Raw genomic sequence first — 25,692 nt, forward strand, 5'->3', positions numbered from 1 at the left:
GCCACAAAAAGTTGCCGGAGGCCCCGGTCAGTTGGCCAGGAAGCTGCCGATCGTGTCCAGGCCGGCCTGCTTCCAGCCCGCGGCGGTCAGCTTGGTGCCGAACCTGGCGAATCGTTGCGCGCCGAGCGCGTCCAGCACGTACTTGTTGCCGCTGAAAACCACCTCGCCGGCCGGGACCTGGGCGCCGGAGTTCTGCACCATGCCGGTCGCCTGGCTGCCGCCGGTCATCTCGATGGTGTTCCCGGTGACCTTGATGTCGCGCAGCAGGTACGTGCCCCACGGCCCGTCGCCCCGGGTCCGGGACTGGATGGTGACGCCGTTGACGTTGCCGGAGACAACGTTGTTCCGCACCGTCACGTTCGTCGAGGTGTTGACGTTGACCCCGCCACCGTCCCATAGCGACGTGCCTGAGCCGCGCCCGGTGCCGAAGCCGTTGCCGCTGATCGTGTTGTTCTCGATCGTGCCGTTCCGGCTGATCTCGTAGCGGATCCCGTCGGCGGCGTTCCCGACGATCTGGTTGCCGCTGATCACCCGGCCGTCGTCGGCGACGTCGGCCCACATCCCGACACCCTTGTTCTGCTTGATCAGGTTGCCGCTGACCGTGCCGGACGACTTGGTCGACTTGATCCCGCCGGACTCCCAGTCGGCGATCCAGAACCCGTCGGTGTTGTTGCCGGTGATCACGTTGCGGGCCACGGTCGCCGCGGCCGAGGCGTACTGCCCGAGGCCGAGCTGGCCGTTGTTGCGGATCAGGTTCTTCTCGACCCGGGCGTTGTTCGCCTGCACCAGCATCACGCCGACCGCGTGGTTCCAGCGGACGTCGTTCGCGGTCACCTTCCAGCCCGGGCCGGAGACGAGGGCGCCGGCCTGCGGGGCGCTGGCGAAGTGCTCGATGGTGAGACCGCGGACGACCACGCCGGTCGCGCCGGACTCGATCGCGGTCTTGGTCTTCGACATCTCGACCTCGCGCCCGGCCGGGTTGCTGCCCAGGTAGATCGCGTTCGCGGCGTAGTCGGCGTAGAAGGTGCCGGCCTTCACCCCGGCCAGGCTCGCGACCCGGGTCAGGTGGGTCCCGTCGACGAAGACCTGCTCGCGCAGGTGGCAAATGTTCGCCGTGTTGTCCTCACACTGCCCGCTCATCCCGTACGCCGCCGGCAGTGCGCCACGCACGACCCACGCGGCCCCGGACTTGGTCCAGCCGGTCAGCGGCACCGACCCGGTCAGCACGGCGCGGGCCGCGCTCGCCAGCGTGGTATCCGCCTTCGGCCGGATCGTCTCGGTGATCCGGTGCAGGCCGGCGGCGAAGCAGAACGTCGTACCCGCGGGCTTGGAGTTCACGACCGACTGGGCGTTCTGGCCGGGCTTGATCACGACGCCGCTGCACGGGCCCGCGACGGCGGGGCCGACATCATCGGGGTCTGCCGGGACCGAAGGAGCTTTGGTCGTGGTGGTGGGCGGGGTGGTCGGCTTCGGCTTGGTGGAGGCCGGCGGTGTCGCAGCCGGCTTCTTGGAGGGTGCTGCGGTGGTGGCGGCCTTCGGCGGAACCGTGGCCGCCGGGGTCTTGGAGGTGCGGTGCGAGGGGAGGACGCCGGAGTTCACCGGATCGCTGGCGGCGCGTGACTTCACGGCCTCTGTCGCGTTCTTCTGATTGGCGATGACCGGGAGCGCGACTGTAACGACGGTCAGCGCAGCCGCGATAAGGGCTGCGAACCACAGCTTCCTCAAATTGCACCCTCCGGGGAGGTGGCCCGGGTCGATCAGTCCGGAACCAACCAGGTGTAGCCACCGCGAGACTTAAGGTAGTGCCATGCGGGTCGCCATGTTGCACAACCGTTACCGGACGGGTCAACCCAGTGGTGAGAACACCGTGGTCGCGCAAACGGCTGATTTGCTGGGTAACTCAGGACATGACGTCGACCTGTACGTGCGGAACAGCGACGATATCGCCGGGATGGGCCGAAAAGATCGCGCGCTGTTACCGTTCCGCTCCGTTTGGTCATATTCGGCCGAGCGCGATTTAACACTTCTATTGCAGGAGCAGCGGCCGGACGTGGTGCACGTGCACAACACCTTTCCGCTGTTCAGTGCCTCGGTGCTGCGGGCGGCGTACCGGCTGGACCTGCCGGTGGTGGCGACGCTGCACAACTTCCGGCTGATGTGCGCCAACGCGGTCCTGCAGCGCGACGGGCGTCCGTGCGAGTCCTGCGTCGGCAGGATTCCGTGGGCCGGCGTCAAGCACAGTTGCTACCGCGAGTCCCGGGTGCAGACGTTGCCGCTGGCCACGAGCATCGGCGTCCACCACAAGCTGCGCACCTGGCAGCGGTACGTGACCACGCTGATCGCGCCGTCGGAGTTCGTCCGCAGCCGGTACGTCGCCGGCGGCTACGACCCGGATCAGATCGTGGTGAAACCGCACGCCGTGCCGCACTCCGGCCTTGTCCGCGAGGGGGCGGGGGAGGCCGTGGTGTTCCTCGGCCGGCTGGTGGAGGACAAGGGGTTCGCGGATCTCCTGCGGGCGTGGGACTCCTCGCTCGGCACGCTGGTCGTGATCGGCGACGGTCCGCTGCGCGCCGAGGCGGAGGCTCGGGCGGCCCGGGACTCGTCGATCCAGGTGAAGGGTCAACTACCGTGGGCCGAGGGAATGGAACTCCTGCGGTCCGCGCGCGTCGCCGTCGTACCGGCCCGTTCGTATGAGACGTTCGGTCTCGTGGTGGTGGAGGCGTTCGCGCACGGGGTGCCGGTGGTCGCGTCCCGGCTGGGGGCGCTGGCGGAGCTGGTCGACGACGGCGAGACCGGGGCGCTGACCGAGCCGGGCGACCCGGAAGGGCTGCGGAAGGCGATCAGGTTGGTCGGCGATCCCCTCACTTCGGTAGCCTTCGGCGAACGAGCCCGACAGGTTTACCTCGACCGCTTCACCCCGGAGCGGGACCTCGTGGCCACGGAGAGGATCTACTCGGATGCGATCGCCCGGCACGCGCACAGCGGCCGGACCCGTCGCGGAGCAGGTGGGGGACGATAGTTTGCTGGGGGAAAGTGTCTTGCTGGGGGAGAGTTTGCCGCGGATCGGATTTCTGGCCGGGGTCTTCGACCTGTTCCACGTCGGGCACCTCGACGTGCTCGGACGCGCGCGGAAGGCGTGCGACCGGCTCGTGGTCGGCGTGTTGACCGACGACTGGGCGGTGGACGCCTGGGGTACGCGGCCGTTCGTGCCGCTGGTCGAGCGGGCTCAGATTCTCGAGCACCTGCGCTGTGTGGACGAGGTGGTGGTGGTGGACGCCGTCCGGTCCGACTGGCTGACCGGTGTCCTGGGCGTGCAGACCGTGTTCGCCGCCGGCGGGACCGACGGCGTGCTCGGCCCCGATGAGCTCGACGGGATTCCGTCCGAGCTGGTCAGCGTGTTCCCGGCCGGCCGCGGTTCCCGCAGCCCGATCCTGCGCGCCGCAATCGACCAGCGGCAATCACGCAGCTCGGTAGCATGACGGCGACCTCACTGCGGGACGTCGTCGGGGAGCTGTCCCGTGCTCAGAAGCCGTCGGCCGGGACCCCGGCGTACTCGCGGTTCGTGAACCGGCGGATCGGGCGGGTCTTCGCGGCCGCCGCGTTCCTGGGCCGCCGGACGCCGAACCAGGTCAGCCTGGCGTCCGGGTTCTGCTCGCTGGTGGGCATCGTGCTGGTCGCGACCGTCCGTCCGTCGGTGTCGCTCGCGCTGGCGGTGACCGCACTGCTGGTGCTCGGCTACGGGCTCGACTCCGCAGACGGCCAGCTGGCCCGGCTGCGCGGTGGCGGTTCGCCGCTGGGGGAGTGGCTCGACCACATGATCGACGCGGTCAAGATCGTGCTGCTGCACAGCGCCGTACTGATCTCGTTCTTCCGCTTCGATGCCTTCAGCAACGAGTTGGTGCTGCTGGTGCCGCTCGGCTACGTCTGCATGTCCTCGGTGCTGTTCTTCGGGCTGATCCTGATCGACCAGCTGCGCCGGCGGCACAGTGGTGCGCAGAAGCCCAACGAGCGCGGGGACTCCGTGGCCAAGTCGTTGCTCATCGCACCGACCGACTACGGCGTGCTGTGCCTGGTCTTCCTGACCTTCGCTTGGCCGTCGCTGTTCGCGGTTCTGTACGGCGCCCTGCTCGTGGCGAACCTGCTGTTCCTGGCCGCGGCGATCACCAAGTGGTACCGCGAGATGGCGACCCTCGGGGTGGCCGGCTGATGGGCGTGGTCGGGTACGCGCCCGGTGTGTACGACATGTTCCACATCGGGCACCTGAACATCCTGCGCCGGGCCCGTGAGCACTGCGACCACCTGATCGCGGGCGTCGTCGAGGACGATGTGGTGGCCCGGATCAAGGGTCGCCCGCCCGTAGTCCCGCACGACGAGCGGATGGAGGTCGTCCGGGCCATCGGCCTGGTCGACGAGGTCGTCAGCGACTGGTCCAGCGACAAGTTCGAGATGTGGAAGCAACTCCGGTACGACGTTCTCTTCAAAGGTGACGATTGGAAGGGCACCGAGAAGGGGAGAAGACTGGAAAGGCTGCTCGGGGAGGTCGGCGCCAGCGTGCACTACTTCCCGTACACCGCGTCGACCTCGAGCACGGATCTGCGCAGGCTCTTGGAGGGGATGGGCTGATGTCGACCCGGCCGAAGGTCCTGCTCAGCGCGTACGCGTGCCGGCCGAAGGGCGGGTCGGAGCCGGGTGCGGGCTGGGCCTGGGCGAAGGCGGCTGCCCGCGACCACGACGTGTGGCTGCTCACCCGCGGGAAGTTCGCGCACGAGATCGCCGAGGAGCTCGCGATCCGGCCGGTTCCCGGGCTGACCGTCGTACCGCTGGAGTTGCCGACGTGGGTGCTCAGGCTGCGTCGCCGGCCCGCCGACGTGTACTGGTACTACCCGTTGTGGCAGCGGCTCGCCCGGCAGACCGCGCGACAGCTGCATGCGGAGCATTCGTTTGATGTCATCCATCACTTGACCTTCGCGGTCGACTGGATGGCGGCCGGCGTGGTGGAGCCGTCGTCGGCCAAGGTGATCTGGGGCCCGGTCGGCGGGTCGACCACGGCGCCGCTGTCGATGGCGCACTGGCTCGGGTCGCGCGGTTTGATGGCCGAGCTGGTACGGCGGACCTACACCGGCATCCGGCGTCACCTGACCGGCCGGAAGCACGCCCAGAACGCCGACCTCATGGTTGCCCAGAACAACGATGTGGCCGAGGTGTTCGGCAAGTACGCGCGGGACGTCGTGGTCCAGCCGAACGTCGCGATCAGCCGGTTCACCGCGTCCGGTCCGTACGAGCCGTTCGGCGGTCCGGGCGTGAAGACGGCGCTGTTCGTCGGGCGGCTGATCCCGTGGAAGGGCGTGCTGCTCGCGGTCAGCGCGCTGGCCCGCCCGGAGGCGGCCAACTGGGAGCTCCGGATCATCGGCGACGGGCCGGACTGGGGGCGTGCCGAGCGGCTCGCGCTCGAGCTCGGGGTTCGCGACCGGGTCGAGTTCATGGGGCAATTGCCGCGCGAGGAGGTGCTGGCCGCGATGTTCCGCGCCGACGCTCTGCTCGCGCCCGCGCTGCGTGAGGCCGCCGGCTGGGCGGTCACCGAGGCGCTGGCGTCTGGCTGTCCGGTCGTGTGTGTCGAACGTGGCGGACCGGCGGTCATCGTCGGCCCGGGTGAGGGCGTTGCGGTCTCGTGGCGCGGCGATGTCGTGGGTGAGCTCGCTCGTGGACTCGCTTCACTGCAAGGGCGGATCACGCCAGTCGACCGGTGGGGTCCCGATCGACTGCCGGACATCCTCGCGGCCTGGTACGCCCCAGCCCGCGTCTCCCACTGACCCCCTTTCGCTGGCGGACCTACCGCGTTGTGGGTTTGCCACCGGGATTCCGGGTGGCAAACCCCGCATTCGGTGGGTCAGCCAGCCAAATGCGGTTAGTCGCGGGCGGCCTTGCCTGGGAGGGCGAGCATGCGGTCGAGGGCGAGCTTGGCGTACTTCTCGGTGTCGGCGTCGACCTTGATCGGGTTGACCACGTGGCCGGCGACCAGGTTCTCCAGCGCCCAGACGAAGTGCGGCAGGTCGATCCGGTTCATGGTCGCGCAGTAGCAGACCGTCTTGTCCAGGAAGACGATGTTCTTGTCGGTGTGCTGCTTGGCCAGCCGCTGCACCAGGTTCAGCTCGGTCCCGACCGCCCACGACGTGCCGGGCTCGGCCTTCTCGAGGGTGTTGATGATGTACTCCGTCGAGCCGACCAGGTCGGCCTTGGTGACGACGTCATGCCGGCACTCGGGGTGGACGATCACGTTGACGCCGGGGACGCGCGCGCGGACGTCGTCGACCGACGCGGCGGTGAACCGGCCGTGCACCGAGCAGTGCCCGCGCCACAGGATCATCTTCGCGGCCTTGAGTTGCTCGACGGTGAGGCCGCCGCCCGGCTTGTGCGGGTCGTACACCACGCAGTCGTCCAGGCTCATGCCCATCTTCAGTACGGCGGTGTTGCGGCCGAGGTGCTGATCCGGCAGGAACAACACCTTCTCGCCCTGCTCGAACGCCCACTCGAGCGCGGTGTCGGCGTTGCTCGACGTACAGACCGCCCCGCCGTTGCGGCCGCAGAACGCCTTGATGTCGGCGCTGGAGTTCATGTAGGTGACCGGCACCGTGACGTCCGCGACACCCGCGTCGGCGAGCGCGTCCCAGGCCGCCTCGACCTGCTGGATCCGGGCCATGTCCGCCATCGAGCAGCCGGCCGCGAGGTCCGGCAGGATCACGGTCTGCTGGTCGTTGGTCAGGATGTCGGCCGACTCGGCCATGAAGTGCACACCGCAGAACACGATGTACGGCGCATCCGGCCGGGCAGCCGCGTCGCGGGCGAGCTTGAAGGAGTCTCCGGTGACGTCGGCGAACTGGATCACCTCGTCGCGCTGGTAGTGGTGACCGAGCACGAACACCTGGTCACCGAGCGCCGCCTTCGCCTTCAGCGCCCGCTCGACCAGGTCCGGGTCGGAGGCCGGCGGCAACGCGCCCGGGCACTCGACACCCCGCTCCGAGTGCGGGTCGGTGTTCTGTCCGAGGAACAGCAGAGGGAGAGCCTTCGGGCCGTCCGCAGTAGTCGTCACGTCAAACATCGTGCCATGCCGTACGGCCGGGACTGCGTGGCACACGTCACTGCTCAGAGTGTGAAATCGCTACGCTCCTAGCGTGAAGATCGCAGGCCTGGTCCTAGCCGCCGGCGCCGGCCGCCGCCTCGGCACCCCCAAGGCCCTCATCCGCGACCCCACCGGAGTCCCATGGGTCCTCCGCGCCGCGCAACTGCTGAAGTCGACCGGCTGCTCCCCGGTAGTCGTAGTAGTCGGCGCCGCCGCCAACCAGGTAGCCGCCGAACTGGACACCTCAGTCGAGGTAATCGAGGCAACCAACTGGACGGAGGGGATGGGAGCCTCGCTCCGAGCCGGTCTGACCGCCCTCCAACACCTCACCACCCCGGCTCCGCCGGGCGCGGCGGGGCGCGGCGCTGCCGCGCTGGACGCGGTGCTCGTCGTGCCTGTGGATGTTCCTGGGATGACGGAGGCGGTGTTGCGGCGGGTGTTGGCTCAGGCCGACTCGGGGGCGCTGGTGCGTGCTGTCTACAACGGTTCGCCGGGGCATCCCGTCGTACTGGGGCGGGAGCACTGGGAGGGGGTGATTGCGAGTGCGCGGGGGGATGAGGGGGCTCGGGCCTACTTCCGGGGGCATGCGCCGGTGGAAGTGGAGTGTGGGGATCTGGGGGACGGGGTGGATGTGGACACGGTGGCGGAGTTGCCGCCGGGGCATCGGATCGGCTGAGCCTTGGCAAGGCGGGCGGGCAGGGTGACGATGAGGAGATGAACGCAGTCGGTTCCGCGGCAGAGCTCGCCGAGCGCCTGCGCGGGACCGGGTACCTCGCCGACGACGGCCTGGCCACGGTCGGCTACCTCGCCCTCGCCCTGCATCGACCGTTGCTCCTCGAAGGCGAACCAGGCACCGGCAAGACCTCGCTCGCCGCCGCGATCGCCGAGGCGCTCGACCTCCAGCTGATCCGGCTGCAGTGCTACGAGGGCATCGACGCGACCCAGGCGCTCTACGACTGGGACTTCCCCCGCCAGATCCTGCACCTGCGCACCGTCGAGGCAACCGGCTCCGACTCCAACACAGAGGAAGTCGAGAAGAGCCTGTTCGACGAACGCTTCCTGCTCGCGCGCCCGGTGCTGCGGGCGCTGCGGGAGAGCCCCGCCGTACTCCTGGTGGACGAGATCGACCGTGCCGACGACGAGTTCGAGGCGTTCCTGCTCGAGGTGCTGTCGACGCACGAGGTGACGATCCCGGAGCTCGGCACCGTCACCGCCGAGGTGCCGCCGATCGTCGTCCTGACATCGAACCGGACTCGCGAGATCCACGACGCGCTCAAGCGGCGCTGCCTGTACCACTGGATCGACCACCCCGGACTGGCCCGCGAGGTCGAGATCGTCCGGACCCGGTTGCCGGAGGTGTCCCAGCGAATCGCCGAGCAGGTCGCACGCTCGGTGCAGCGGATGCGCGACCTCGACCTGTTGAAGCCGCCCGGCGTCGCCGAGACCCTCGACTGGGCGCGTGCGCTCGACGCACTCGGCACGGACACCCTCGACGTCGAGGCGGCTGCCGCGACGCTCGGCGCCGTACTCAAGTACCGCGAGGACACCGACCGAGTGCGCGAGTCCTTGGACCGGTTGCTGGCGTCATGAATGCACCTGACCTCGCGCTGACGGGCTTTGCCTCGGCGCTTCGGCATGCGGGGTTGGCTGTCACGGCTGACCGGGTGCAGCTGTTCCTGCGGGCGGTCGCGGCACTGGACGCGGGCGCGGCGGCCGACGTGTACTGGGCCGGTCGGTCCGCGTTGTGCAGTGGTCCGGACGACACCGCGCGGTACGACGAGGTGTTCGCCGCCTGGTTCTCCGGAGAGCGGGTCGGCAGGGCGGTTCGCCGTACGGCGACCACGACGATGCAGGCTGCGCTCGACGTCGACGAGTCCGCCGAGGGCGAGGACAGCGGCCAGTCGCTGACCGTCTCCGCGAGTACGACGGAAGTCCTACGCCACCGTGATGTCGCTGAGTTGTCCGCGGCGGACCGGGCCGAGCTGGCGAGACTGTTCGGCACGCTGCGCCCACGGGTCCCGGTACGGCGCGCCGCCCGCCGGCGTCCGTCGCATCGCGGCGAGATCGACCCGCGGCGGACGCTGCGGGCACAGTTGCGCCAGGTCGGCGAGCCCGCACGCGTCCTGTACCGACGGCGCGGCACCCGTCCTCGCCGCGTGGTCGTGCTCGTGGATGTGTCCGGCTCGATGCGCCCGTACGCCGACAGCCTGCTGCGACTCGCGCACACGCTGGTCCAGGCTGCGCCGCGGTCGGTCGAGGTGTTCACGATCGGCACCCGGCTGACCCGCGTCACACCCGCGCTGCGGCACCGCGATCCCGAGTTCGCGCTGCGGCTTGCGGGTGACGTCGTACCGGACTGGTCGGGCGGTACCCGGCTGGGTGAGGTGCTGAAGGTGTTCCTGGATCGCTGGGGTCAGCGCGGTACGGCACGGCGGGCGGTCGTGGTGGTGTGCAGTGACGGGTGGGAGCGCGGCGATGCGTCGCAGCTCGGTGACCAAGTGGCGCGGCTGGCGAGTCTGGCGCACCGTGTGGTCTGGCTGAACCCGCACCGTGGCAAGGCCGGGTACGCGCCGGTGCAGGCCGGGATCGTCGCCGTACTGCCGCATCTGAACGACCTCGTTGCGGGGCACAGCCTGGCCAGCTTTGCGGATCTTCTGGAGGTGGTGGCCGATGCGTGACGTGCTCGAACGGTTGCTGGAGTGGTGGAACGCGGGGGAGCCGGTTGCTGTAGGCACCGTTGTGGCCACGTTCGAGTCCGCGCCGCGATTGCCTGGCGCGGCAATGCTGGTCGGACCCGGCGGGGAGGCGGTCGGCAGCGTGTCGGGCGGCTGCGTCGAGGGCGCGGTCTACCAGCTCGGCGAGGAGATCCTGGAGTCCGGCGAGCCGATCCTCCAGCGGTACGGCGTGAGCGACGAGTCGGCGTTCGCCGTCGGACTGACGTGTGGCGGCATCATCGACATCTTCGTCGAGCGGGTGGACCGGACGTCGTACCCGTGGCTGGGTGAGGTGGCCGAGGACATCGCTGCCGGCCGACCGGTGGCGGTGGCAACTGTCGTCGCCCATCCGGATCCGGCGCGTATCGGCCGGCGACTCGTGGTCCGGCCCGATGCGCCGAAGCTGGGGAGTCTTGGGTCGGAGCGAGCCGACGACGCGGTGCTGGACGACGCGCGTGGGCTGCTGGCGTCGGGGCGGACGGAGACGCTGGAGTACGGGCCGGACGGGCAGCGGCGTGGTGAGGGGATGCGCGTGTTCGTGTCGTCGTACGCGCCGGTGCCGCGGTTGCTGGTCTTCGGTGCGATCGACTTCGCGGCGGCGGTCGCGAAGGTCGGCGCGTTCCTCGGTTACCGGGTGACGGTGTGCGATGCGCGGGGAGTGTTCGCGACGGCCTCGCGGTTCCCGTCGGCGAACGAGGTGGTGGTCGACTGGCCGCACCGGTACCTCAAGGCGGAGGCAGCGGCCGGGCGGATCGACGGCCGGACGGTGATCTGTGTGCTGACGCATGATCCGAAGTTCGACGTACCGCTGCTGGAGGTCGCACTGCGGCTGCCGGAGCTCGGCTACATCGGCGCGATGGGGTCCCGCCGTACGCACGACGACCGGCTGAAGCGCCTGCGCGAGGCCGGCCTCACCGACGACGAGCTCGCCCGCCTGGCCAGCCCGATCGGTCTCGACCTCGGCGCCCGGACGCCCGAGGAGACCGCGATCAGCATCGCCGCCGAGTTCATCGCGCACCACTGGCACGGCAGCGGCACCCGGCTCTCGGAACAGGCCGGCCCCATTCACCACTGATCCGATCTCTTGTGGTCAAGATCACACGGGAGCAGGATCGGAAGCAGGTGGGTGCCTACTTCTGGAGGCGGGGCGATGAGCCGGATCACGGTGCAAGTCGACGGAAGCAGCTACACGGACGACGTGGAGCCGCGCACGCTGCTGGTGCATTACCTGCGCGAGCAGCTGGGGAAGACGGGGACAGTGATCGGGTGCGACACCGGCAACTGCGGTGCGTGCACGGTTCACCTCGACGGGCGGAGCGTGAAGTCCTGCTCGATGCTCGCGGTGCAGGCCGACGGGCACGAGGTCACCACGATCGAGGGCCTGGCGACCAACGGGCAGTTGCACCCGATGCAGCAGGCGTACCACGACAACCACGCCCTGCAGTGCGGCTTCTGCACGCCGGGCATGATCATGCAGTCCATCGATCTGCTCGCCGACAACCCGGACCCGAGCGAGGAGGACGTCCGGCTCGGGCTCGAGGGCAACCTCTGCCGCTGCACCGGGTACCAGAACATCGTCCGCGCCGTCCGCGCGGCGGCCGCTGCCGGAGGTGACCGATGACCACCACCGAGGACCGGCCGGCCACCGAGATCGGCGCGCCGCGCAAGCGCAAGGAGGACGCGCGGCTGATCACCGGCCGGACGCGCTGGACGGACAACGTCGTGCTGCCCGGCATGCTGCACCTCGGCATGGTCCGCAGCCCATTCGCGCACGCCCGGATCACCGGAGTGGACACCGAGGCGGCACGGGCGGCTTCCGGCGTCGTCGCCGTACTGACCGGCGCCGATCTCGCCGAAGAACAAGGCGGTCTGCCGTTCGCGTGGACGGCGGCACCCGAGCAGGTGCAGCCGGACCACCCGTCGATCGCGGTCGAGACGGTGAACTTCGCCGGCGAGATCGTCGCTGTCGTGGTGGCGCGGTCCGCGGCCGAGGCATGCGACGCGGCCGAGTTGGTCGACGTGGACTACGAGGAACTTCCGGCTGCGCTCGAACTGAAGGCAGCGGCCGCCGACGAGGTGCTCGCGCACCCCAGTCTCGGCACCAACGTGTCGGCGACGTTCGTGTATGACTCGGCCGAGGCGGGCCACGGCAGCGACGTCGACGCCGCGATCGCAGCGGCCCGCGACGGCGGCATCGTGATCGAGCGCGAGTACCGCCAGCAGCGGCTGATCCCGGCGTTCATGGAGCCCCGGTCGATCGTGGCCGACCCGACCGGCGAACAGCTCACGGTGTGGAGCTCGACGCAGGTGCCGCACTTCGTGAAGATCTTCATCTCGCTCGTCCTCGGCATCCCGGAGCACAAGATCCGCGTGATCGCTCCGGACGTCGGCGGCGGGTTCGGCGGCAAGCTGCAGTTCACGCCGGAGGAGGTGCTGACCGTTATCGCGGCCCGCCGTACCGGAAAGCCATGTAAGTACAGCGAGACCCGGTCGGAGTCCTTGATGGCGGCGCACCACGGCCGCGACCAGTGGCAGAAGGTCACGCTGTCCGCGAACCGCGACGGGACGGTGACCGGGCTCAAGGTGGACCTGCTCGCCGACATGGGCGCGTACCTCGGGCTGGTCTCGGCGGGTATCCCGATCCTCGGGGCCCTGATGTACAACGGGATCTACAAGTTCCCGGCGTACCGGCTGACCTGCACCAACGTCTTCACCAACAAGACCTGGACCGACGCCTACCGCGGCGCCGGGCGGCCGGAGGCGACGTTCGCGATCGAGCGGACCATGGACGAGCTCGCGGTCGAGGTCGGCGTCGACCCGCTGGAGATCCGGGAGCGGAACTGGATCAAGCACGAGGAGTTCCCGTTCGCGACGGTGTCCGGGCTGCAGTACGACTCCGGCAACTACGAGGCGGCGACGGCGAAGGCTCGTGAGCTCTTCGGGTACGACGAGCTGCGCGCGGAGCAACTGAAGCGGCGGGAGTCCCGCGACCCGGTCCAGCTCGGCATCGGCGTCTCGACGTACACCGAGATGTGCGGCCTGGCGCCGTCACGTTGGCTCGGCTCGATGGGGTACGTCGGCGGCGGCTGGGAGCACGCGTCGATCCGGATACTGCCGACCGGCAAGGTCGAGGTGATCACCGGGACCAGCCCGCACGGGCAGGGGCACGAGACGGCGTGGAGTCAGCTCGTCGCCGATCGGCTGGGGGTGCCGTTCGAGGACGTCGAAGTACTGCACGGTGACACACAGGTCGCCGGGCGCGGACTGGACACGTACGGCTCGCGGTCGCTGGCGGTCGGTGGGATGGCTGTGCTCGCGGCAGCCGACAAGGTGATCGAGAAGGCGAAGCCGATCGCGGCGCAGCTGCTCGAGGCGAGCGCCGACGACCTCGAGTTCACCAGCGGCAGGTTCGGGGTGCGCGGCACCGAGTCGGGCATGACGCTGGGGGAGTTGTCCTTCGCGGTGTTCCAGGGGCACAAGCTCGACGGTGGCGCCGAGCGGTCGCTGGACGCGGACGCGACGCTGGAGCCGGACGACTTCTCGTTCCCGCACGGCACACATCTGTGTGCGGTCGAGGTCGACACCGAGACGGGCGGGACGAAGATCCGGTCGTACGTGAGCGTCGACGACGTGGGGGTTGTCGTCAATCCGCTGATCGTCGAGGGTCAGGTGCACGGTGGGCTCGCGCAGGGGATCGCGCAGGCGCTGTTCGAGGAGGCCGTGTACGACGAGGCGGGCACGCTGGTGTCCGGGTCGTTCGACCAGTACCTGGTGCCGGCGCCGCCGGACTTGCCGCCGTTCGAGACGGCTCGGACCGAGACGCCCGCCACGACGAACCAGCTTGGTGTGAAGGGGGTCGGGGAGGCGGGGACGATCGCGTCGACGCCGGCTGTGGTGAACGCGGTGCTGGACGCGGTCCGCCACCTTGGTGTGTCCGACGTTCCGATGCCGTGTACGCCGTACCGCGTCTGGAAGGCGTTGCAGGGCGGGGCGTCTGCTGCAGCGGCTGGGCAGGCGGCAGCTGGGTCGCCGGGTGCCGTCCAGACTGGGGAAGGGGCGCCGTCATGATTCCGGCAGCGTTCGAGTACTTCGCGCCGACGTCTGTGGACGAGGCGGTGGCGTTGTTGCGTGATCACACCGACGCCAAGGTGCTGGCCGGTGGGCAAAGTCTGCTGCCGGTGCTGCGGTTGCGGCTGGCGGCGCCGGAGTCGATTGTCGACATCGGGAAGATCGACGAACTGCGCGGCATCCGCGACGACGGGGACGCGCTGGTCGTCGGTGCGATGACGCCGCACAGCACGGTCCAGACCGACCCGCTGATCGCCGAGCACACCCGGCTGATCTCGTTGGCCGCGGCATCGATCGCGGATCCGCAGGTGCGGCACCGCGGGACCTTCGGCGGTTCGCTCGCGCACGCCGATCCGGCCGGTGACCTGCCCGCGGTCTCGGTCGCGCTGGATGCGTCCTTCGTGATCGCCGGCCCGGGTGGCCGCCGTACCGTCGGCGCTTCGGACTTCTTCCAGGGCGTGTTCAGTACGGCGCTCGGCGACGACGAGCTCCTGGTCGAGGTGCGGGTGCCGAAGTACACCGGCTGGGGTGCGCACTACGAGAAGTTCAGCCGGGTCGCGCAGGGCTGGCCGATCGTCGCGGTCGCGGCGGCGGTCCGGCTGGACGGTGATTCGATCGCCGAAGCACGGGTCGGGCTGAGCAACATGGGCTCGACGCCGATCCGGGCGATCGCCGTCGAGGACGCGCTGATCGGGCGTCCGGCGACCGCCGAGGCCGTCCGTGCGGCCGCGGCGCGAGCCGCCGACGGCACGTCGCCGGTGACCGACCTCAACGGTGACTCCGAGTACCGCCGGCACCTTGCCTCGGTGCTGACCCGGCGGGCCGTGCTGGCTGCGGCAGGTACTGGATGAAGCTCGAGCACAAGTTCGTCGTACCGGCTCCGGTCGAGGAGGCCTGGGCCGCGTTCAACGACCTCGAACGGGTGGTGCCGTGTTTCCCCGGCGCCACCCTGACGTCGTACGACGGTGACGAGTTCACCGGGGCGTGCAAGGTCAAGCTGGGGCCGGTTTCGCTGCAGTACGCCGGGAGCGGGACGTTCGTCGAACGGTCAGCCGCGGATCATCGGGCGCTGATCGAGGCCAAGGGCAAGGATCGTCGCGGCAACAGCACGGCCAGTGTGCGGGTGACCGCGCAGCTGGCCGCGTCCGGTGACTCGGCCACCGACGTGACGGTCGAGACTGATCTCACCATTACTGGCCGCCCCGCGCAGTTCGGCCGCGGCCTCATTCAGGACGTGTCGGACCACCTGTTGGCCCAATTCGTCACCTGCCTGACCACGACTCTCACCCCGGAGTCCCCGCCGGTTGCCGGTGAACCTGCTGGACCGACTGAACCTGCTGGGTCGACTGCACCTCCTGCTGGATCGACTGCACCTACTGCGCCCGCCGCTCCGACGAGTCCCACCGCCCCGACTGCACCGCCCCCAAGACAGCAAGCCGAGGCGCCTTCCTCCGGCGAACCGTCGGCCGGCGCGTCAGCACTCGACCTCGGCTCGGCACTCCTACCAGCGTTGGCTCGCCGCGCCCGCCCGTACCTCATCGGCGCCGCGGCAGCCCTCCTGCTCCAACTCGTCCTCCGCCGCCTATTCCGGCGCTGACAACGCCTGCCTGCACAGCCGGTCGGCGGCCCTAGTCGTCTCCGGCAACCGATACCGCGGCGCCAGATGCAGCACCTGCTGTACGGCGGTCGCCAAGCTCACGCGATGCCCGATGGACACGTACACCGGCTTCACCCCGTCCTGCGTACGCACCACCGCGCCAACAACCTGATTGTCAACAATCAGATCAGCGACAGACCCCCGCGCGGACCCGGGCTCTTCGTGGGTGCCGACGAATGCCGTCTTCGCAGCCCCGATCGCCGGCACCCCGGTCAGCACCCCGAGATGACAAGCCAGCCCGAACCGCCGCGGATGCGCCAACCCCTGCCCGTCGCACACCAACAGATCCGGCGTTGTCTGCAACTGCCCCAACGCCTCCAACAGGCCCGGAATCTCCCGGAACGCAAACAAGCCGGGCACGTACGGAAACGTCGTCTCCCCGAGCACCACGGCTCGGTCTACTTCGGCCAACGTCTCCCAGTCCAGTACGACGACCGCAGCCGCCAGCCGATCCCCGTCGTACGCGACATCAAGACCGGCGACCAACCGTGGCGCCCTGTCGACATCCGTATCGTCGACAATCGACCGCAACTTCTCCTGAACAGCAATCGCCTCAGCAGGCGTCGTCGGCCACCGCATCCCGGCACCGTATCCACGGCACGGGATCCACGGCACGGGATCCACGGCACGGGATCCACGGCACGGGATCCACGGCACGGGCTCAGCCGGCTCGGTGCCTCAGTGCGTTCGGTGGGTGCGGCGGTACTTCGCAGCTCGAGCCCGGTTCTGACACGTCACCGAGCAGAACCGCTTCCGCCCAGCCGGCGACCCGTCGACGTAGATGTCCGCGCACCCACCGTCGACACAGATCCCGAGCCGACCGGGTTCTCCGTCGGTCAACTGCTCCCGCAGAGCCAGCAGCGCCGCCGCGAGCAGCGCGTCCTCGGTGTCCGTCCACCACGTCCGCCGTACCCGATCGCCGTCCATCACCACGTCAGGCCGTACGTCGATGCCCATCAACAACTCGGACACCGCTGCCACGCGACCCGCCGTACCCTCGGCCGCGAACACCCCGAAAACCGTGTCGGCAAACCGAATCAGCCCGTCATCCGTCAACGCGGTCGCCACGGTCGCGGGGATCCCGACCCGACGACCTGCCGTCTGGCCTCGGCCGACGTACTCGGCGAGCGCCGGCACCCCGGAGCGTGCACCCGCCCGCCGGGGCTCGACCCCCCAGCCGTTCACCAACTCGACCAGAGTGTCGAGGGGCATCGCGTCAACCTGAACTCGCACGACCTCAACATAACGCGATAACTCGCCTTAATGCGTTGCGGCGTTGGATCACTCGTCGTAACGTGATGAATCCGTTGATCACGTGACGAGTCCGGAGGACCGATGACGGCGCGGATGCGCGATGTTGCCGAGCGAGCCGGGGTATCGGTGAAGACTGTCTCCAACGTCATCAACGACTACCCGCACGTCACCCCGGCCACCCGAGCCCGCGTGGAAGCCGCGATCGCCGACCTCGACTACCGCCCCAACCTCGGCGCCCGCTCCCTGCGCAAAGGCACGTACGGCGTGATCGCACTCGCGCTTCCCGACCTGGCCGACGAGTACTTCGCCACCCTGGCCGCCGCAGTAGCCCGAGCCGCCAAGAAGCGCGACGTCGCCCTCCTGATCGAGCAAACAGACGGCGACCCCACCGCCGAATCCCAAGCCCTGACCGGCCTCCGCCACCGCCCCGCAGACGCCATCCTCCTCTGGCCAACCCACCCCACCCTCCAACCCCACCCACCCACCGCCCCCACCGCACCCGCTTCCCACGCGAGCCCCGCCTCGCCCGCCGATACCACCTCGCGCGGACGCCGGGCGAGCACCGCTCGAACCGGCGACGCCGACTCACCTGGCTCGCACGCGAGCACGGCCCTGCCCGGCGACGCCGACTCACCTGGCTCCCACGCGAGCACCGTGCGACCCGCCGGTGCCGACCCGTCGTCCGACCGTCCGGTTGTTTTGCTGGGCTCCGCTCGTCCCGAGCTGCTCCTCGATCGCATCACGGCCGCCACCAGCGGGCCGCCGGCCGACAACGAGGCCCTCGCCGAACGGCCAGCTGACCACCGAGCCCTCACCGAACAGCAGGCCCTCGTCGAACCGCAGGCGCTGGCCGAGCAGGCGGTCTGCCTTGCGCTCGAGCGCCTCGCCGATCGGACCACGCCCTCGCCACGCCGCGTCGCGATCCGACGCGGTGAAACCGCGGGCAGCTAGTCGCCGACTGTGGGTGGTCCGCCGGGCGGCCACTCGACGAGCTCGATGCGGTAGCCGTCCGGGTCGACGAGCCAGGAGGTCGCCGGTCCTTCGGGGCCTCCCGGGTGCTCGGCCGGGCCAGGCTGTAGACCGGCCGCGGTCAGCCGTTCCAGGGTTTCGCTCAGCGACGAGACCTCGATGGCGAGGTGTTCGAAGCCGCCGGTCTCGACGGGGCCGGCGGACGGGCGGTGCACCAGTTCCAGCGACACCGATGTCTCGCCGGAGAGCTTCAGCCAGACCAGCTTGGAGCCGTCGTCGAACGGCACCGTGCCGAGCTCGGTGTAGCCCACGGCCCGGTAGAACGCCAGCGAGCGCTCGAGGTCGCTCACCCGGTACGCGAACAGGATCGTCTTCATGCCCGTCGATCCAACTGCCCTGGCCGCGACGAGTCACGGACCGGCGCGGAGTGTCCGCGAGGTGGCTGCCGGGCAGCACCACCACCGGCGGGTGGGAGAGGATGTCGGCATGCGAGTGCTGATTGCGCCGGACAAGTTCGCCGGAACGCTGACCGCCGTCGAGGCGGCGGCCGCCATCGAGGAAGGCTGGCGGCGGCGCGACCCCGACGCGGAGGTGCTGGTCGCGCCGATGGCCGACGGTGGCCCCGGGTTCATCGACGTACTGTCGGCTGTCGTCGACGGCACCCTGCTCTCGGTCACCGTACGCGGACCGCTCGGCGAGGACACCCCGGCCACGGTCCTGCTGGCGGGCGAGACGGCGTACGTCGAAACCGCGCAAGCCTGCGGGCTCCACCTGGTCGAGCCGAAGCAGCGCCGGCCGGAGGCCGCGACGACGTACGGCGTGGGTCAGCTGATCGCGGCCGCGGTCGACGCCGGGGCGAAGCGGATCGTCCTCGGCCTCGGCGGATCCGGTACGAACGACGCCGGCGCCGGCATGCTCGCCGCGCTGGGCGCGACCGGCGCCGGGGGCAGCCTGGACGCCGGAGCGGCCGGGCTCGCGTCGCTGACCGAGGTCGACCTGGAGCCGGCCCGGACGCGGATGGCCGGGATCGAGTTCGTCGCGGCGAGTGACGTCGAGAACCCGATGCTCGGGTTGCGCGGCGCGACCAGCGTGTTCGGCGCGCAGAAGGGGATTGTCGACAATCGGAAACCCGAGGTCGACGGCTGGCTGACGCACTTCGCCGACCTCGCGGACCGCAAGACCGCGGACAGGAAGGGTGCGGGTGCGGCCGGCGGGCTCGGGTACGCGCTGTTGCTGCTCGGCGCCGAGCGGGTGTCCGGGATCGATCTCGTCGCGGAGTTGACCGGTCTGAAGGAGAAGGCGTCCCGGGTCGACCTGGTGCTCAGCGGCGAGGGGGCGTTCGACTTCCAGTCCCGCGACGGCAAGGTGATCGCCGGTGTCGCGAAGGTGGCGAACGACGCGATGCGGCCGTGCGTCGTACTGGCCGGGAAGGTCCTGATCGGCTCCCGCGAGATGCGCACGATGGGCGTCGAGTCGGCGTACTCCCTGGTGGACGCGGTGGGGGAGACCCAGGCGTTCGCCGACCCGCACGGCTCGCTCGCCGCCGTCGCGGAGCGTGTCGCCCGCACGTGGGCCCGCTGACCCGGATCCTGGTACGGCGTACGCAGTTGAGCTGACCGGCGTCGTACCGCGGTCCACGCTGCGAGGCGGGTAGTTGATCCTGGAAATTGGTGTGCGACCATGGGAATGGTTCCGGATCGGCGGTTGTTGGCCCGGAATGACAGCGGACTTTCCGCGCGCGGCTGCCTGCCCACCCTGCAGCCGGGCGCTCACGAGATGACTGGAGTCAGGAATGACTGAAGCGCAGACCGAGCAGGCCGTCGCGACGGGTGTGGTCCTCACCGACGGGGCCGCCGCCAAGGTGAAGGCGCTGCTCGACCAGGAAGGTCGCGACGACCTCGCGCTGCGGGTCGCCGTTCAGCCGGGCGGTTGTTCCGGCCTGCGGTACCAGCTGTTCTTCGACGAGCGTCAGCTCGACGGCGACGTGGTGGCGGACTTCGACGGCGTGAACGTCGTCACCGACCGGATGAGCGCGCCGTACCTGAAGGGCGCCACGATCGACTTCGTGGACACCATCGAGAAGCAGGGCTTCACGATCGACAACCCGAACGCGACCGGCTCCTGCGCCTGCGGCGACTCCTTCAACTGACCAACCCCGAAAGCCCCGCTCCCCGAGGAGCGGGGCTTTCGCCTGCCCAACCACCTGCAGCCAACGCCAGCCGCCTGCAGCCGACGTCCGCCGACCCCGGCCGCCCCCGCCGACCGCAGTCGCCTTCCGCCGACTGCGGCCGCCTTTGCCGACTCGCTGGCGGGTTGTTTGACCGCTGGCGTGCTGTAACCCGCCAGCGGTGGCATAGCCCGGCACTCGGCTGCCGGACCCAGCCTCCCCGGCCCGCAATCAGTGGGCGGGGGCGCCTTCGCGGGCGCGGCGGGGAAGTAGCCAACTGACCGCGAGGCTGACCAAGAACAGGGCGATCGCGACCAGCACGGTGTTCTTGGTCGCGCCGAGGAACGCGTGGTCCGGCAGCAGCTGGAAGAAGATCGTGCCGATCACCGCAACCCCGATCGCCCCGCCGAATTGCTGCATGGCAGTCAGTACGCCGGACGCCGAACCGGCAGCCTGGTCGTCGATCGACGCCAGGATGATGTCGAACAGCGGCGCGAACACCAGGCCCGCCCCGATCCCGGTGGCGAGAGTCGCCGGGACCAGGTTCCAGATCGTCGTCGCCTCGCCGTACGTGTGCAGTGTGAACCAGACACCGCCCATCGCGAGCGTCATCACCACGATGCCGAGCTGCAGCGCCCCGCGGCCGAGCTTCGGCGCGAGCAGCCCGCCGGACACCGGCGCGCCGATCGCGATCCCGAGCGAGAACGGCACCATCGCGAGGCCCGCCTTCAACGGGCTGTAGTGCAGCCCGAGCTGGGTGAACAGGTTGAACACCAGCATGAACCCGGACATCGCCAGGAAGAACGTGGTGATCACGCCGAGGCCGGCGACGTACCCACGGCTGCGGAACAGTGACGGGTCGATGACCGGGTTCCCCGATCGGCGCTCCCGCCAGCCGAACAGCGCGAACACCGGTACCGACGCGGTCAACATCAGGATTGTCCACAATGGCCAGCCGAGCTCACGGCCCTGGACGAGCGGGTAGATCAGCAGCCCGGACGCCAGGCTCACCAAGATCACACCGGGCGCGTCGAGGCGAGACGCGCCTGGGGTCTTCACCTCGGGCATGAAGCGGAGCGCGCCGACCAGGGCGAGGATGCCGATCGGGACGTTGATGAAGAAGATCGTCCGCCAGCCGGCGTCGAACCAGTTCGCGTCGATCAGGACACCGGCGATGATCGGCCCGGCGACCGCGGACAGCCCCATCACCGGACCGAACATCGCGAACGCCTTACCGATCTCCTCCGGCGGGAAGACCGCCTTCAGGATCGCGAATCCCTGCGGGATCATGACCGCGCCGAGCAGACCTTGTGCGACCCGGCTGCCGATCAGCAGCTCCGGCGAGGTGGCGAACCCGCAGACCGCGGACGCCACGGTGAACCCGACCGCGCCGATCACGAACAACCGCCGCCGCCCGACCAGATCCCCGAGCCGGCCGAAGCTGATCAGCCCGATCGCGAACGCCAGCGTGTACCCGGCGAGCATCCACTGCATGGCCGACTCCGACCCACCCAACTCGGCCCGGATCGACGGCGCCGCAATGTTGACAATCGTCGCGTCGACAAGATCCATGATCTCGGCTACCAGCACGGTGGCCAACACCACCCACCGCCATCGGTACGGCGTCGCAGGGGACCGACCCGATTCCGACGTACCGGCATCGCGGGCTGGAGGTGAGGTTGTGGTTGAGGTGCTCATCGGTGGCTCCTGATGTTTCGAACGGTGTTCGTTGACGAACACTGTTCTACGCACGAACAGTGTTCCTGTCAAGTACGGTGTTCGCTACAGTGGTCGCATGACTCAGTCGCCGTGGCAGCCGATCAGTCCCGCGAAGCCCGCGCGCTCACCCAAGGAGCCGCTCACCCGGGACCGGATCGTCGACGCGGCCATGCGGCTGATGGTCGAGCAGGGGTACGACGCGGTCTCGATGCGCAAGGTCGCCCAGGCGCTCGGCACCGGGCCGGCGTCGCTGTACGCGCACGTCGCGAACAAGAAGGAGCTCGACCAGCTCCTGGTCGATCGCGCGGCACGGGACATGAAGCTCCCGGAAGACCCGGATCCTGAGCGCTGGCAGGAGCAGCTGAAAGACGCGATGCGCGAGGTACTGCGTGTACTGCGGGCGAATCCCGGTGTTGCGCGGGCCGCGATCGGTCAGGTGCCGCTGGGGGAGCAGGCGCTGCTCAGCACCGAGCGAATCCTCGGCATCCTCAAGGCCGGCAACGTCCCCGACCAGGCCGCCGCGTGGGCCGTCGACCTGCTCCCGCTGTACGTCACCGCGATCGCCTTCGAGGAGACGGTGCAGGGCGCCTGGGCCTGGACCAAGGAAGACATCGAAGGATTCGTCACCGGCCTCCGCACGTACTTCGAGTCCCTCCCACCCGACCGCTACCCCCTCACCATCGCCCTTGCCGGCGCCATGACCGCCGGCTCCACCGGCGACGAACGCTTCGAGTTCGGCCTAACCGTCCTAGTAGCCGGCCTAGCCTCCCTAGCCACCCCCACCTAAACATCACCCACCCACCTGCACCACACCAGCTCCCCACGGCACCAGCCCCCACGGCACCAGCCCCCGCCGTGCCCGCTCCCCATCGCACCGGCTCCGCGCCGCGCCGGGTCGGTCGACTCCGTGCCGCACCGGCTGCCCGCTGCACCGGCTTCCGCTGCACCGGCTCCCACTGCGCCGGCGCCACGCCGCAGCAGCTCCCCACCGCGCCGGCTCCCGCCTCCTGCGCGGTCGCGTGCAGCGCGCTCGGTGCCTGGGGCGACCCGGCTTGGAGGGTGGGTGGTTGCCGGGTGTGACGGGGTGGGTGGGATGAGTGCTTGCCGTTCACGAGTTCACATGGTAAATCTTCGGATTGTCAACAAAACTACGAACCTGGTCGTCTGGGTGTGCCGCGGGAGCAGGCACGTTCGCCGAGCGCGTAGGCGGGTGTGCTGACGGCGCGGGGTGGGCACCCGGGTGAGGCCGCACGACGGACAGGAGAATCCCGTGGACGCCGCGAGTCAGCCGCCGGTCAACAGCAAGCCGTCGGTCGAGACCGAACCACCCCCAGGAGTACTGAAGAAGGCAATCGCCGCCTCGGCCATCGGCAACGCGACCGAATGGTTCGACTACGGCATCTACGCGTACGGCGTGACCTACATCTCGGCGGCGATCTTCCCGGGTGACACCGAGAGCGCGACCCTGCTCGCACTGATGACGTTCGCGGTCTCGTTCCTCGTTCGCCCGCTAGGCGGCCTGATCTGGGGCCCGCTCGGCGACCGGCTCGGGCGCAAGCACGTGCTGGCGATCACGATCCTGTTGATGTCCGGCGCGACCCTGTGTCGGACTGGTTCCGACGTACGACTCGATCGGGCTGTGGGCACCGATCCTGCTGGTGCTGCTCCGGATGATCCAGGGCTTCTCGACCGGTGGCGAGTACGGCGGTGCCGCGACGTTCATGGCGGAGTACGCGCCGAGCCGCCGCCGCGGCTTCCTGGGCAGCTTCCTCGAGTTCGGCACCCTGTCCGGCTTCTCGCTCGGTGCGCTGCTGATGCTCGGCTTCTCCCTGATCCTCGGCGACGACGCGATGCACTCGTGGGGCTGGCGCCTGCCGTTCCTGGTCGCCGCGCCGCTCGGCCTGGTCGGCGTGTACCTGCGGTCGCGGCTCGAGGACACTCCCGTGTTCCGCGAACTGGAGGCGAAGGGGCAGAAGGAAGAGGAGACGACCACGCAGTTCAAGGATCTGCTGGCCGGCTACTGGCGGCCGATCCTGCAACTCGGCGGTCTGGTGATCGCGCTCAACGTCGTCAACTACACGCTGCTGACGTACATGCCGACGTACCTGGAAAGCGAGATCGGCCTCAGTTCGGACGAGTCACTCATCGTGCCGATCATCGGAATGTTGACAATGATGCTGTTCCTGCCGTTCGCGGGCCGGACCTCGGATCGGGTCGGCCGCAAGCCGCTGTGGTGGTTCTCGCTGGCCGGGCTGTTCGTCTTCGGGGCGCCGATGTTCCTGCTGATGGGCACGAACCTGGCCGGCGCGATCATCGGGTTCGCCGTACTCGGTCTGCTCTACGTCCCGCAGTTGGCGACCATCTCGGCGACGTTCCCGGCGATGTTCCCGACCCACGTCCGGTACGCCGGTTTCGCGATTGCCTACAACGTGTCGACCTCGCTCTTCGGCGGTACGGCGCCCGCCGCGAACGACTGGCTCACCGCGCAAACGGGCAACGCGCTGATGCCGGCGTATTACATGATGGCCGCCTGCGTGGTCGGCGCCATCGCCCTTCTCAAGGTCCCGGAGACCACCCGCTGCCCCCTCAACGGCACCGCCATCCCCGGCACCTCCGAGGCGCTCCCGCCAGTAGCCCTGGAGCCCGCCAAGGCCTGATCACCCGCGCAATCGGCTCGCCAGATGTCCGGCGAGCCGATTGCGTGCGCCCCAAGCCGTGGCTCTGAACCCGTCAGCCGACCGCGAGCCCGTTGCGGAAGACCTTCCGGATCCGCTTCTCGAGCGAGCCGCAGTCGAGGTCGGTCCCATCGAGCAGCACCAAGTCCGCGCGCTTACCCGGACTGATCTCCCCACGATCGTCCGCGAGTCCCAGCAACCGAGCCGCATCGATTGTTGCCGCTCGCAACGCTCCGGCGTCCCCGAGCCCAGCGTCCGCCAGGTGCCTGAGCTCCCACAAGGCCTCGGTGTGCGGCCGCACCGGGTTGTCGGTCCCCATCGCGATCGGCACACCGGCCTGAAGCGCCAACCGGACCGATGTCCGATGAGCCTCCGCAGCACCTTCCGGCGCCTGATCCGGATCCGACTGCGTCACCGAGAGCGTCGGCACGTACCAGGTCCTGGCCGCGGCCATCGCATCGACCGCGGTCTCGTCCAGATATGTCCCGTGCTCGATACTCGCTGCCCCGGCGCGCGTCGCAAGCTCAGCCGCACGGGCCCCGTGGGCGTGCACCATGACCCGCCGATCCCCGTGCCGCCGAGCCTCGTCGACCAGCGCACTCATCTCTTCGGGCGTCAGCTGTACGTCGTGCACACCAGTGCCCAACGCCATCGACCCCGTCGCGGTCACCTTGATCCAATCCGCGCCGGCCCGCACCATCCGCCGTACGACGGCCCGCGCACCGTCGGCCCCGTCGAACACCGGGTCCGGCATCGCCGGATCCCCGAAGAAGTCGACCGGCCCCACCCGCGTCGACCAGTGGTCCCCGAGGCCACCCGTCGTACACACCTGCCGCAGACTGACCAGCACCTCCGGCCCGTCGATCCACCCCTGCTCGACGGCCAGCCGCACGCCGGCATCCGCGCCCCACGCATCGCGCACCGTGGTGATGCCGAGGCCGAGGAGCGTCCGCAACACCGGTACGGCGGACAACGCCCGAGCCGACCGAGGCACCCCCAACGGATCCCGCATCGTCTGCGCCAGACAGACATGCGTATGACAGTCGATCAGCCCCGGCACCAACACCCCACCCGAGCAATCGACCCCCACATCCCCATCCAACCCGCCGCCAATGTCAACAATCCGACCGTCAACGATCAGAACATCGGCCGCGCCCACCTCCCCGGAACGCACATCCAAAACCGCCCCAGAATGCAAAACCGTGCGCTCACTCACCCGCGCATCCTCGCAACCCCACAGCTCATGCACCGGAATTCCGGGTGGGCGAGGCGAGGCGCGGATCGTCCGTGCGCGGACGGGGTGCCGCCCGGGCAGGTGGGGTTGCCCGGGCGGGGGTGCGCGGACGGGGGTG

At 69.6% G+C, this 25,692-nt stretch carries 25 protein-coding genes and 1 pseudogene; 19 read left to right on the forward strand and 7 right to left on the reverse strand.

What is annotated here, in order from left to right; genetic code table 11:
• Nucleotides 1-27: 27 nt before the first annotated feature.
• The gene (locus ACIBL3_RS38070; protein ID WP_396358783.1) at nucleotides 28-1,725 is read right to left on the reverse strand and encodes a right-handed parallel beta-helix repeat-containing protein; all 1,698 of its coding nucleotides are present in this window, start codon (nucleotides 1,723-1,725) and stop codon (nucleotides 28-30) included.
• 94 nt (nucleotides 1,726-1,819) lie between these two features.
• On the opposite strand from ACIBL3_RS38070, the gene ACIBL3_RS38075 reads away from it, so the two are divergent.
• From ACIBL3_RS38075 to ACIBL3_RS38095, 5 genes are read left to right on the forward strand one after another with little or no spacing between them, the layout of a single operon-like run.
• The gene (locus tag ACIBL3_RS38075) at nucleotides 1,820-3,019 is read left to right on the forward strand and encodes a glycosyltransferase (RefSeq protein WP_396358920.1); all 1,200 of its coding nucleotides are present in this window, start codon (nucleotides 1,820-1,822) and stop codon (nucleotides 3,017-3,019) included.
• Between the two features lie 19 nt (nucleotides 3,020-3,038).
• Entirely contained in the window at nucleotides 3,039-3,479 is a 441-nt protein-coding gene (locus tag ACIBL3_RS38080) for an adenylyltransferase/cytidyltransferase family protein (RefSeq protein WP_396358784.1), read from the forward strand.
• Nucleotides 3,476-4,207: a CDP-alcohol phosphatidyltransferase family protein gene (locus ACIBL3_RS38085; protein ID WP_396358785.1), complete on the forward strand. Its 732-nt coding sequence runs from the start codon at nucleotides 3,476-3,478 to the stop codon at nucleotides 4,205-4,207. The genes ACIBL3_RS38080 and ACIBL3_RS38085 overlap by 4 nt, the downstream gene beginning before the upstream one ends.
• Nucleotides 4,207-4,623, forward strand: coding sequence for an adenylyltransferase/cytidyltransferase family protein (locus ACIBL3_RS38090; RefSeq protein WP_396358786.1), 417 nt, complete (start codon nucleotides 4,207-4,209; stop codon nucleotides 4,621-4,623). The genes ACIBL3_RS38085 and ACIBL3_RS38090 overlap by 1 nt, the downstream gene beginning before the upstream one ends.
• Complete coding sequence (locus ACIBL3_RS38095) at nucleotides 4,623-5,810, forward strand: glycosyltransferase family 4 protein (RefSeq protein ID WP_396358787.1); 1,188 nt, start codon at nucleotides 4,623-4,625, stop codon at nucleotides 5,808-5,810. Before ACIBL3_RS38090 ends, ACIBL3_RS38095 begins: the two co-directional genes overlap by 1 nt.
• Before the next feature lie 95 nt (nucleotides 5,811-5,905).
• On the opposite strand, the gene nadA is transcribed toward ACIBL3_RS38095, so the two are convergent.
• Entirely contained in the window at nucleotides 5,906-7,087 is a 1,182-nt protein-coding gene (gene nadA / locus ACIBL3_RS38100) for a quinolinate synthase NadA (RefSeq protein ID WP_396358788.1), read from the reverse strand.
• An 82-nt stretch (nucleotides 7,088-7,169) separates the two neighbouring features.
• On the opposite strand from nadA, the gene ACIBL3_RS38105 reads away from it, so the two are divergent.
• From ACIBL3_RS38105 to ACIBL3_RS38140, 8 genes are all read left to right on the forward strand, one after another.
• A complete protein-coding gene (locus ACIBL3_RS38105) occupies nucleotides 7,170-7,793 on the forward strand; it encodes an NTP transferase domain-containing protein (RefSeq protein ID WP_396358789.1) in 624 nt (207 codons plus the stop codon).
• 38 nt (nucleotides 7,794-7,831) lie between these two features.
• Nucleotides 7,832-8,707, forward strand: a complete 876-nt coding sequence (locus ACIBL3_RS38110; RefSeq protein ID WP_396358790.1) for an AAA family ATPase — start codon at nucleotides 7,832-7,834, stop codon at nucleotides 8,705-8,707.
• Nucleotides 8,704-9,795 (forward strand): VWA domain-containing protein, encoded by a 1,092-nt coding sequence (locus ACIBL3_RS38115; RefSeq protein WP_396358791.1) that lies wholly within the window; start codon nucleotides 8,704-8,706, stop codon nucleotides 9,793-9,795. Before ACIBL3_RS38110 ends, ACIBL3_RS38115 begins: the two co-directional genes overlap by 4 nt.
• The gene (locus ACIBL3_RS38120; RefSeq protein WP_396358792.1) at nucleotides 9,788-10,906 is read left to right on the forward strand and encodes an XdhC family protein; all 1,119 of its coding nucleotides are present in this window, start codon (nucleotides 9,788-9,790) and stop codon (nucleotides 10,904-10,906) included. The genes ACIBL3_RS38115 and ACIBL3_RS38120 overlap by 8 nt, the downstream gene beginning before the upstream one ends.
• 75 nt (nucleotides 10,907-10,981) lie before the next feature.
• Nucleotides 10,982-11,452 (forward strand): (2Fe-2S)-binding protein, encoded by a 471-nt coding sequence (locus ACIBL3_RS38125; RefSeq protein WP_396358921.1) that lies wholly within the window; start codon nucleotides 10,982-10,984, stop codon nucleotides 11,450-11,452.
• Nucleotides 11,449-13,899, forward strand: coding sequence for a xanthine dehydrogenase family protein molybdopterin-binding subunit (locus ACIBL3_RS38130; protein WP_396358793.1), 2,451 nt, complete (start codon nucleotides 11,449-11,451; stop codon nucleotides 13,897-13,899). The genes ACIBL3_RS38125 and ACIBL3_RS38130 overlap by 4 nt, the downstream gene beginning before the upstream one ends.
• A complete protein-coding gene (locus ACIBL3_RS38135; protein ID WP_396358794.1) occupies nucleotides 13,896-14,750 on the forward strand; it encodes an FAD binding domain-containing protein in 855 nt (284 codons plus the stop codon). Before ACIBL3_RS38130 ends, ACIBL3_RS38135 begins: the two co-directional genes overlap by 4 nt.
• Nucleotides 14,747-15,496, forward strand: a complete 750-nt coding sequence (locus ACIBL3_RS38140) for an SRPBCC family protein (protein ID WP_396358796.1) — start codon at nucleotides 14,747-14,749, stop codon at nucleotides 15,494-15,496. Before ACIBL3_RS38135 ends, ACIBL3_RS38140 begins: the two co-directional genes overlap by 4 nt.
• Here the strand turns inward: ACIBL3_RS38140 and nfi are convergent.
• A complete protein-coding gene (nfi, locus tag ACIBL3_RS38145; protein WP_396358797.1) occupies nucleotides 15,482-16,135 on the reverse strand; it encodes a deoxyribonuclease V in 654 nt (217 codons plus the stop codon). The two genes, ACIBL3_RS38140 and nfi, sit on opposite strands and share 15 nt — an antisense overlap.
• 99 nt (nucleotides 16,136-16,234) lie before the next feature.
• The gene (locus ACIBL3_RS38150; protein WP_396358798.1) at nucleotides 16,235-16,789 is read right to left on the reverse strand and encodes a CGNR zinc finger domain-containing protein; all 555 of its coding nucleotides are present in this window, start codon (nucleotides 16,787-16,789) and stop codon (nucleotides 16,235-16,237) included.
• A 102-nt stretch (nucleotides 16,790-16,891) separates the two neighbouring features.
• Between ACIBL3_RS38150 and ACIBL3_RS38155 the strand changes: the two genes are divergently transcribed.
• Nucleotides 16,892-17,761 (forward strand): LacI family DNA-binding transcriptional regulator, encoded by an 870-nt coding sequence (locus ACIBL3_RS38155; protein WP_396358800.1) that lies wholly within the window; start codon nucleotides 16,892-16,894, stop codon nucleotides 17,759-17,761.
• Here the strand turns inward: ACIBL3_RS38155 and ACIBL3_RS38160 are convergent.
• On the reverse strand, nucleotides 17,758-18,156 hold the full coding sequence (locus ACIBL3_RS38160) for a VOC family protein (RefSeq protein ID WP_396358801.1): 399 nt from the start codon (nucleotides 18,154-18,156) through the stop codon (nucleotides 17,758-17,760). The genes ACIBL3_RS38155 and ACIBL3_RS38160 overlap by 4 nt on opposite strands.
• Here ACIBL3_RS38160 and ACIBL3_RS38165 point away from each other — a divergent pair.
• Nucleotides 18,155-19,360, forward strand: coding sequence for a glycerate kinase (locus tag ACIBL3_RS38165; RefSeq protein ID WP_396358802.1), 1,206 nt, complete (start codon nucleotides 18,155-18,157; stop codon nucleotides 19,358-19,360). The genes ACIBL3_RS38160 and ACIBL3_RS38165 overlap by 2 nt on opposite strands.
• A 211-nt stretch (nucleotides 19,361-19,571) precedes the next feature.
• The gene (gene erpA, locus ACIBL3_RS38170) at nucleotides 19,572-19,928 is read left to right on the forward strand and encodes an iron-sulfur cluster insertion protein ErpA (RefSeq protein WP_396358804.1); all 357 of its coding nucleotides are present in this window, start codon (nucleotides 19,572-19,574) and stop codon (nucleotides 19,926-19,928) included.
• A 249-nt stretch (nucleotides 19,929-20,177) separates the two neighbouring features.
• On the opposite strand, the gene ACIBL3_RS38175 is transcribed toward erpA, so the two are convergent.
• Nucleotides 20,178-21,644: an MFS transporter gene (locus ACIBL3_RS38175; protein ID WP_396358805.1), complete on the reverse strand. Its 1,467-nt coding sequence runs from the start codon at nucleotides 21,642-21,644 to the stop codon at nucleotides 20,178-20,180.
• 97 nt (nucleotides 21,645-21,741) lie between these two features.
• Here ACIBL3_RS38175 and ACIBL3_RS38180 point away from each other — a divergent pair, with 97 nt between their 5' ends.
• The 3 genes and pseudogenes from ACIBL3_RS38180 to ACIBL3_RS38190 all read left to right on the forward strand — a co-directional run bounded on the left by ACIBL3_RS38180 (nucleotide 21,742) and on the right by ACIBL3_RS38190 (nucleotide 24,322).
• Nucleotides 21,742-22,452 carry a TetR/AcrR family transcriptional regulator gene (locus ACIBL3_RS38180; protein ID WP_396358806.1) on the forward strand — a complete coding sequence of 237 codons (711 nt, stop codon included), beginning with the start codon at nucleotides 21,742-21,744 and terminating at the stop codon, nucleotides 22,450-22,452.
• Nucleotides 22,453-23,079: 627 nt separating this feature from the next.
• Nucleotides 23,080-23,220: pseudogene (locus ACIBL3_RS38185) on the forward strand (MFS transporter); the annotation flags it as partial.
• Nucleotides 23,221-23,323: 103 nt separating this feature from the next.
• The gene (locus ACIBL3_RS38190) at nucleotides 23,324-24,322 is read left to right on the forward strand and encodes an MFS transporter (protein WP_396358807.1); all 999 of its coding nucleotides are present in this window, start codon (nucleotides 23,324-23,326) and stop codon (nucleotides 24,320-24,322) included.
• 73 nt (nucleotides 24,323-24,395) lie between these two features.
• Here the strand turns inward: ACIBL3_RS38190 and ACIBL3_RS38195 are convergent, their stop codons facing one another.
• Nucleotides 24,396-25,589: an amidohydrolase family protein gene (locus ACIBL3_RS38195; protein ID WP_396358808.1), complete on the reverse strand. Its 1,194-nt coding sequence runs from the start codon at nucleotides 25,587-25,589 to the stop codon at nucleotides 24,396-24,398.
• Nucleotides 25,590-25,692: the final 103 nt, after the last annotated feature.

Origin of the sequence: Kribbella sp. NPDC050124 (assembly GCF_044460355.1) — a bacterium.
Lineage (GTDB): Bacteria > Actinomycetota > Actinomycetes > Propionibacteriales > Kribbellaceae > Kribbella.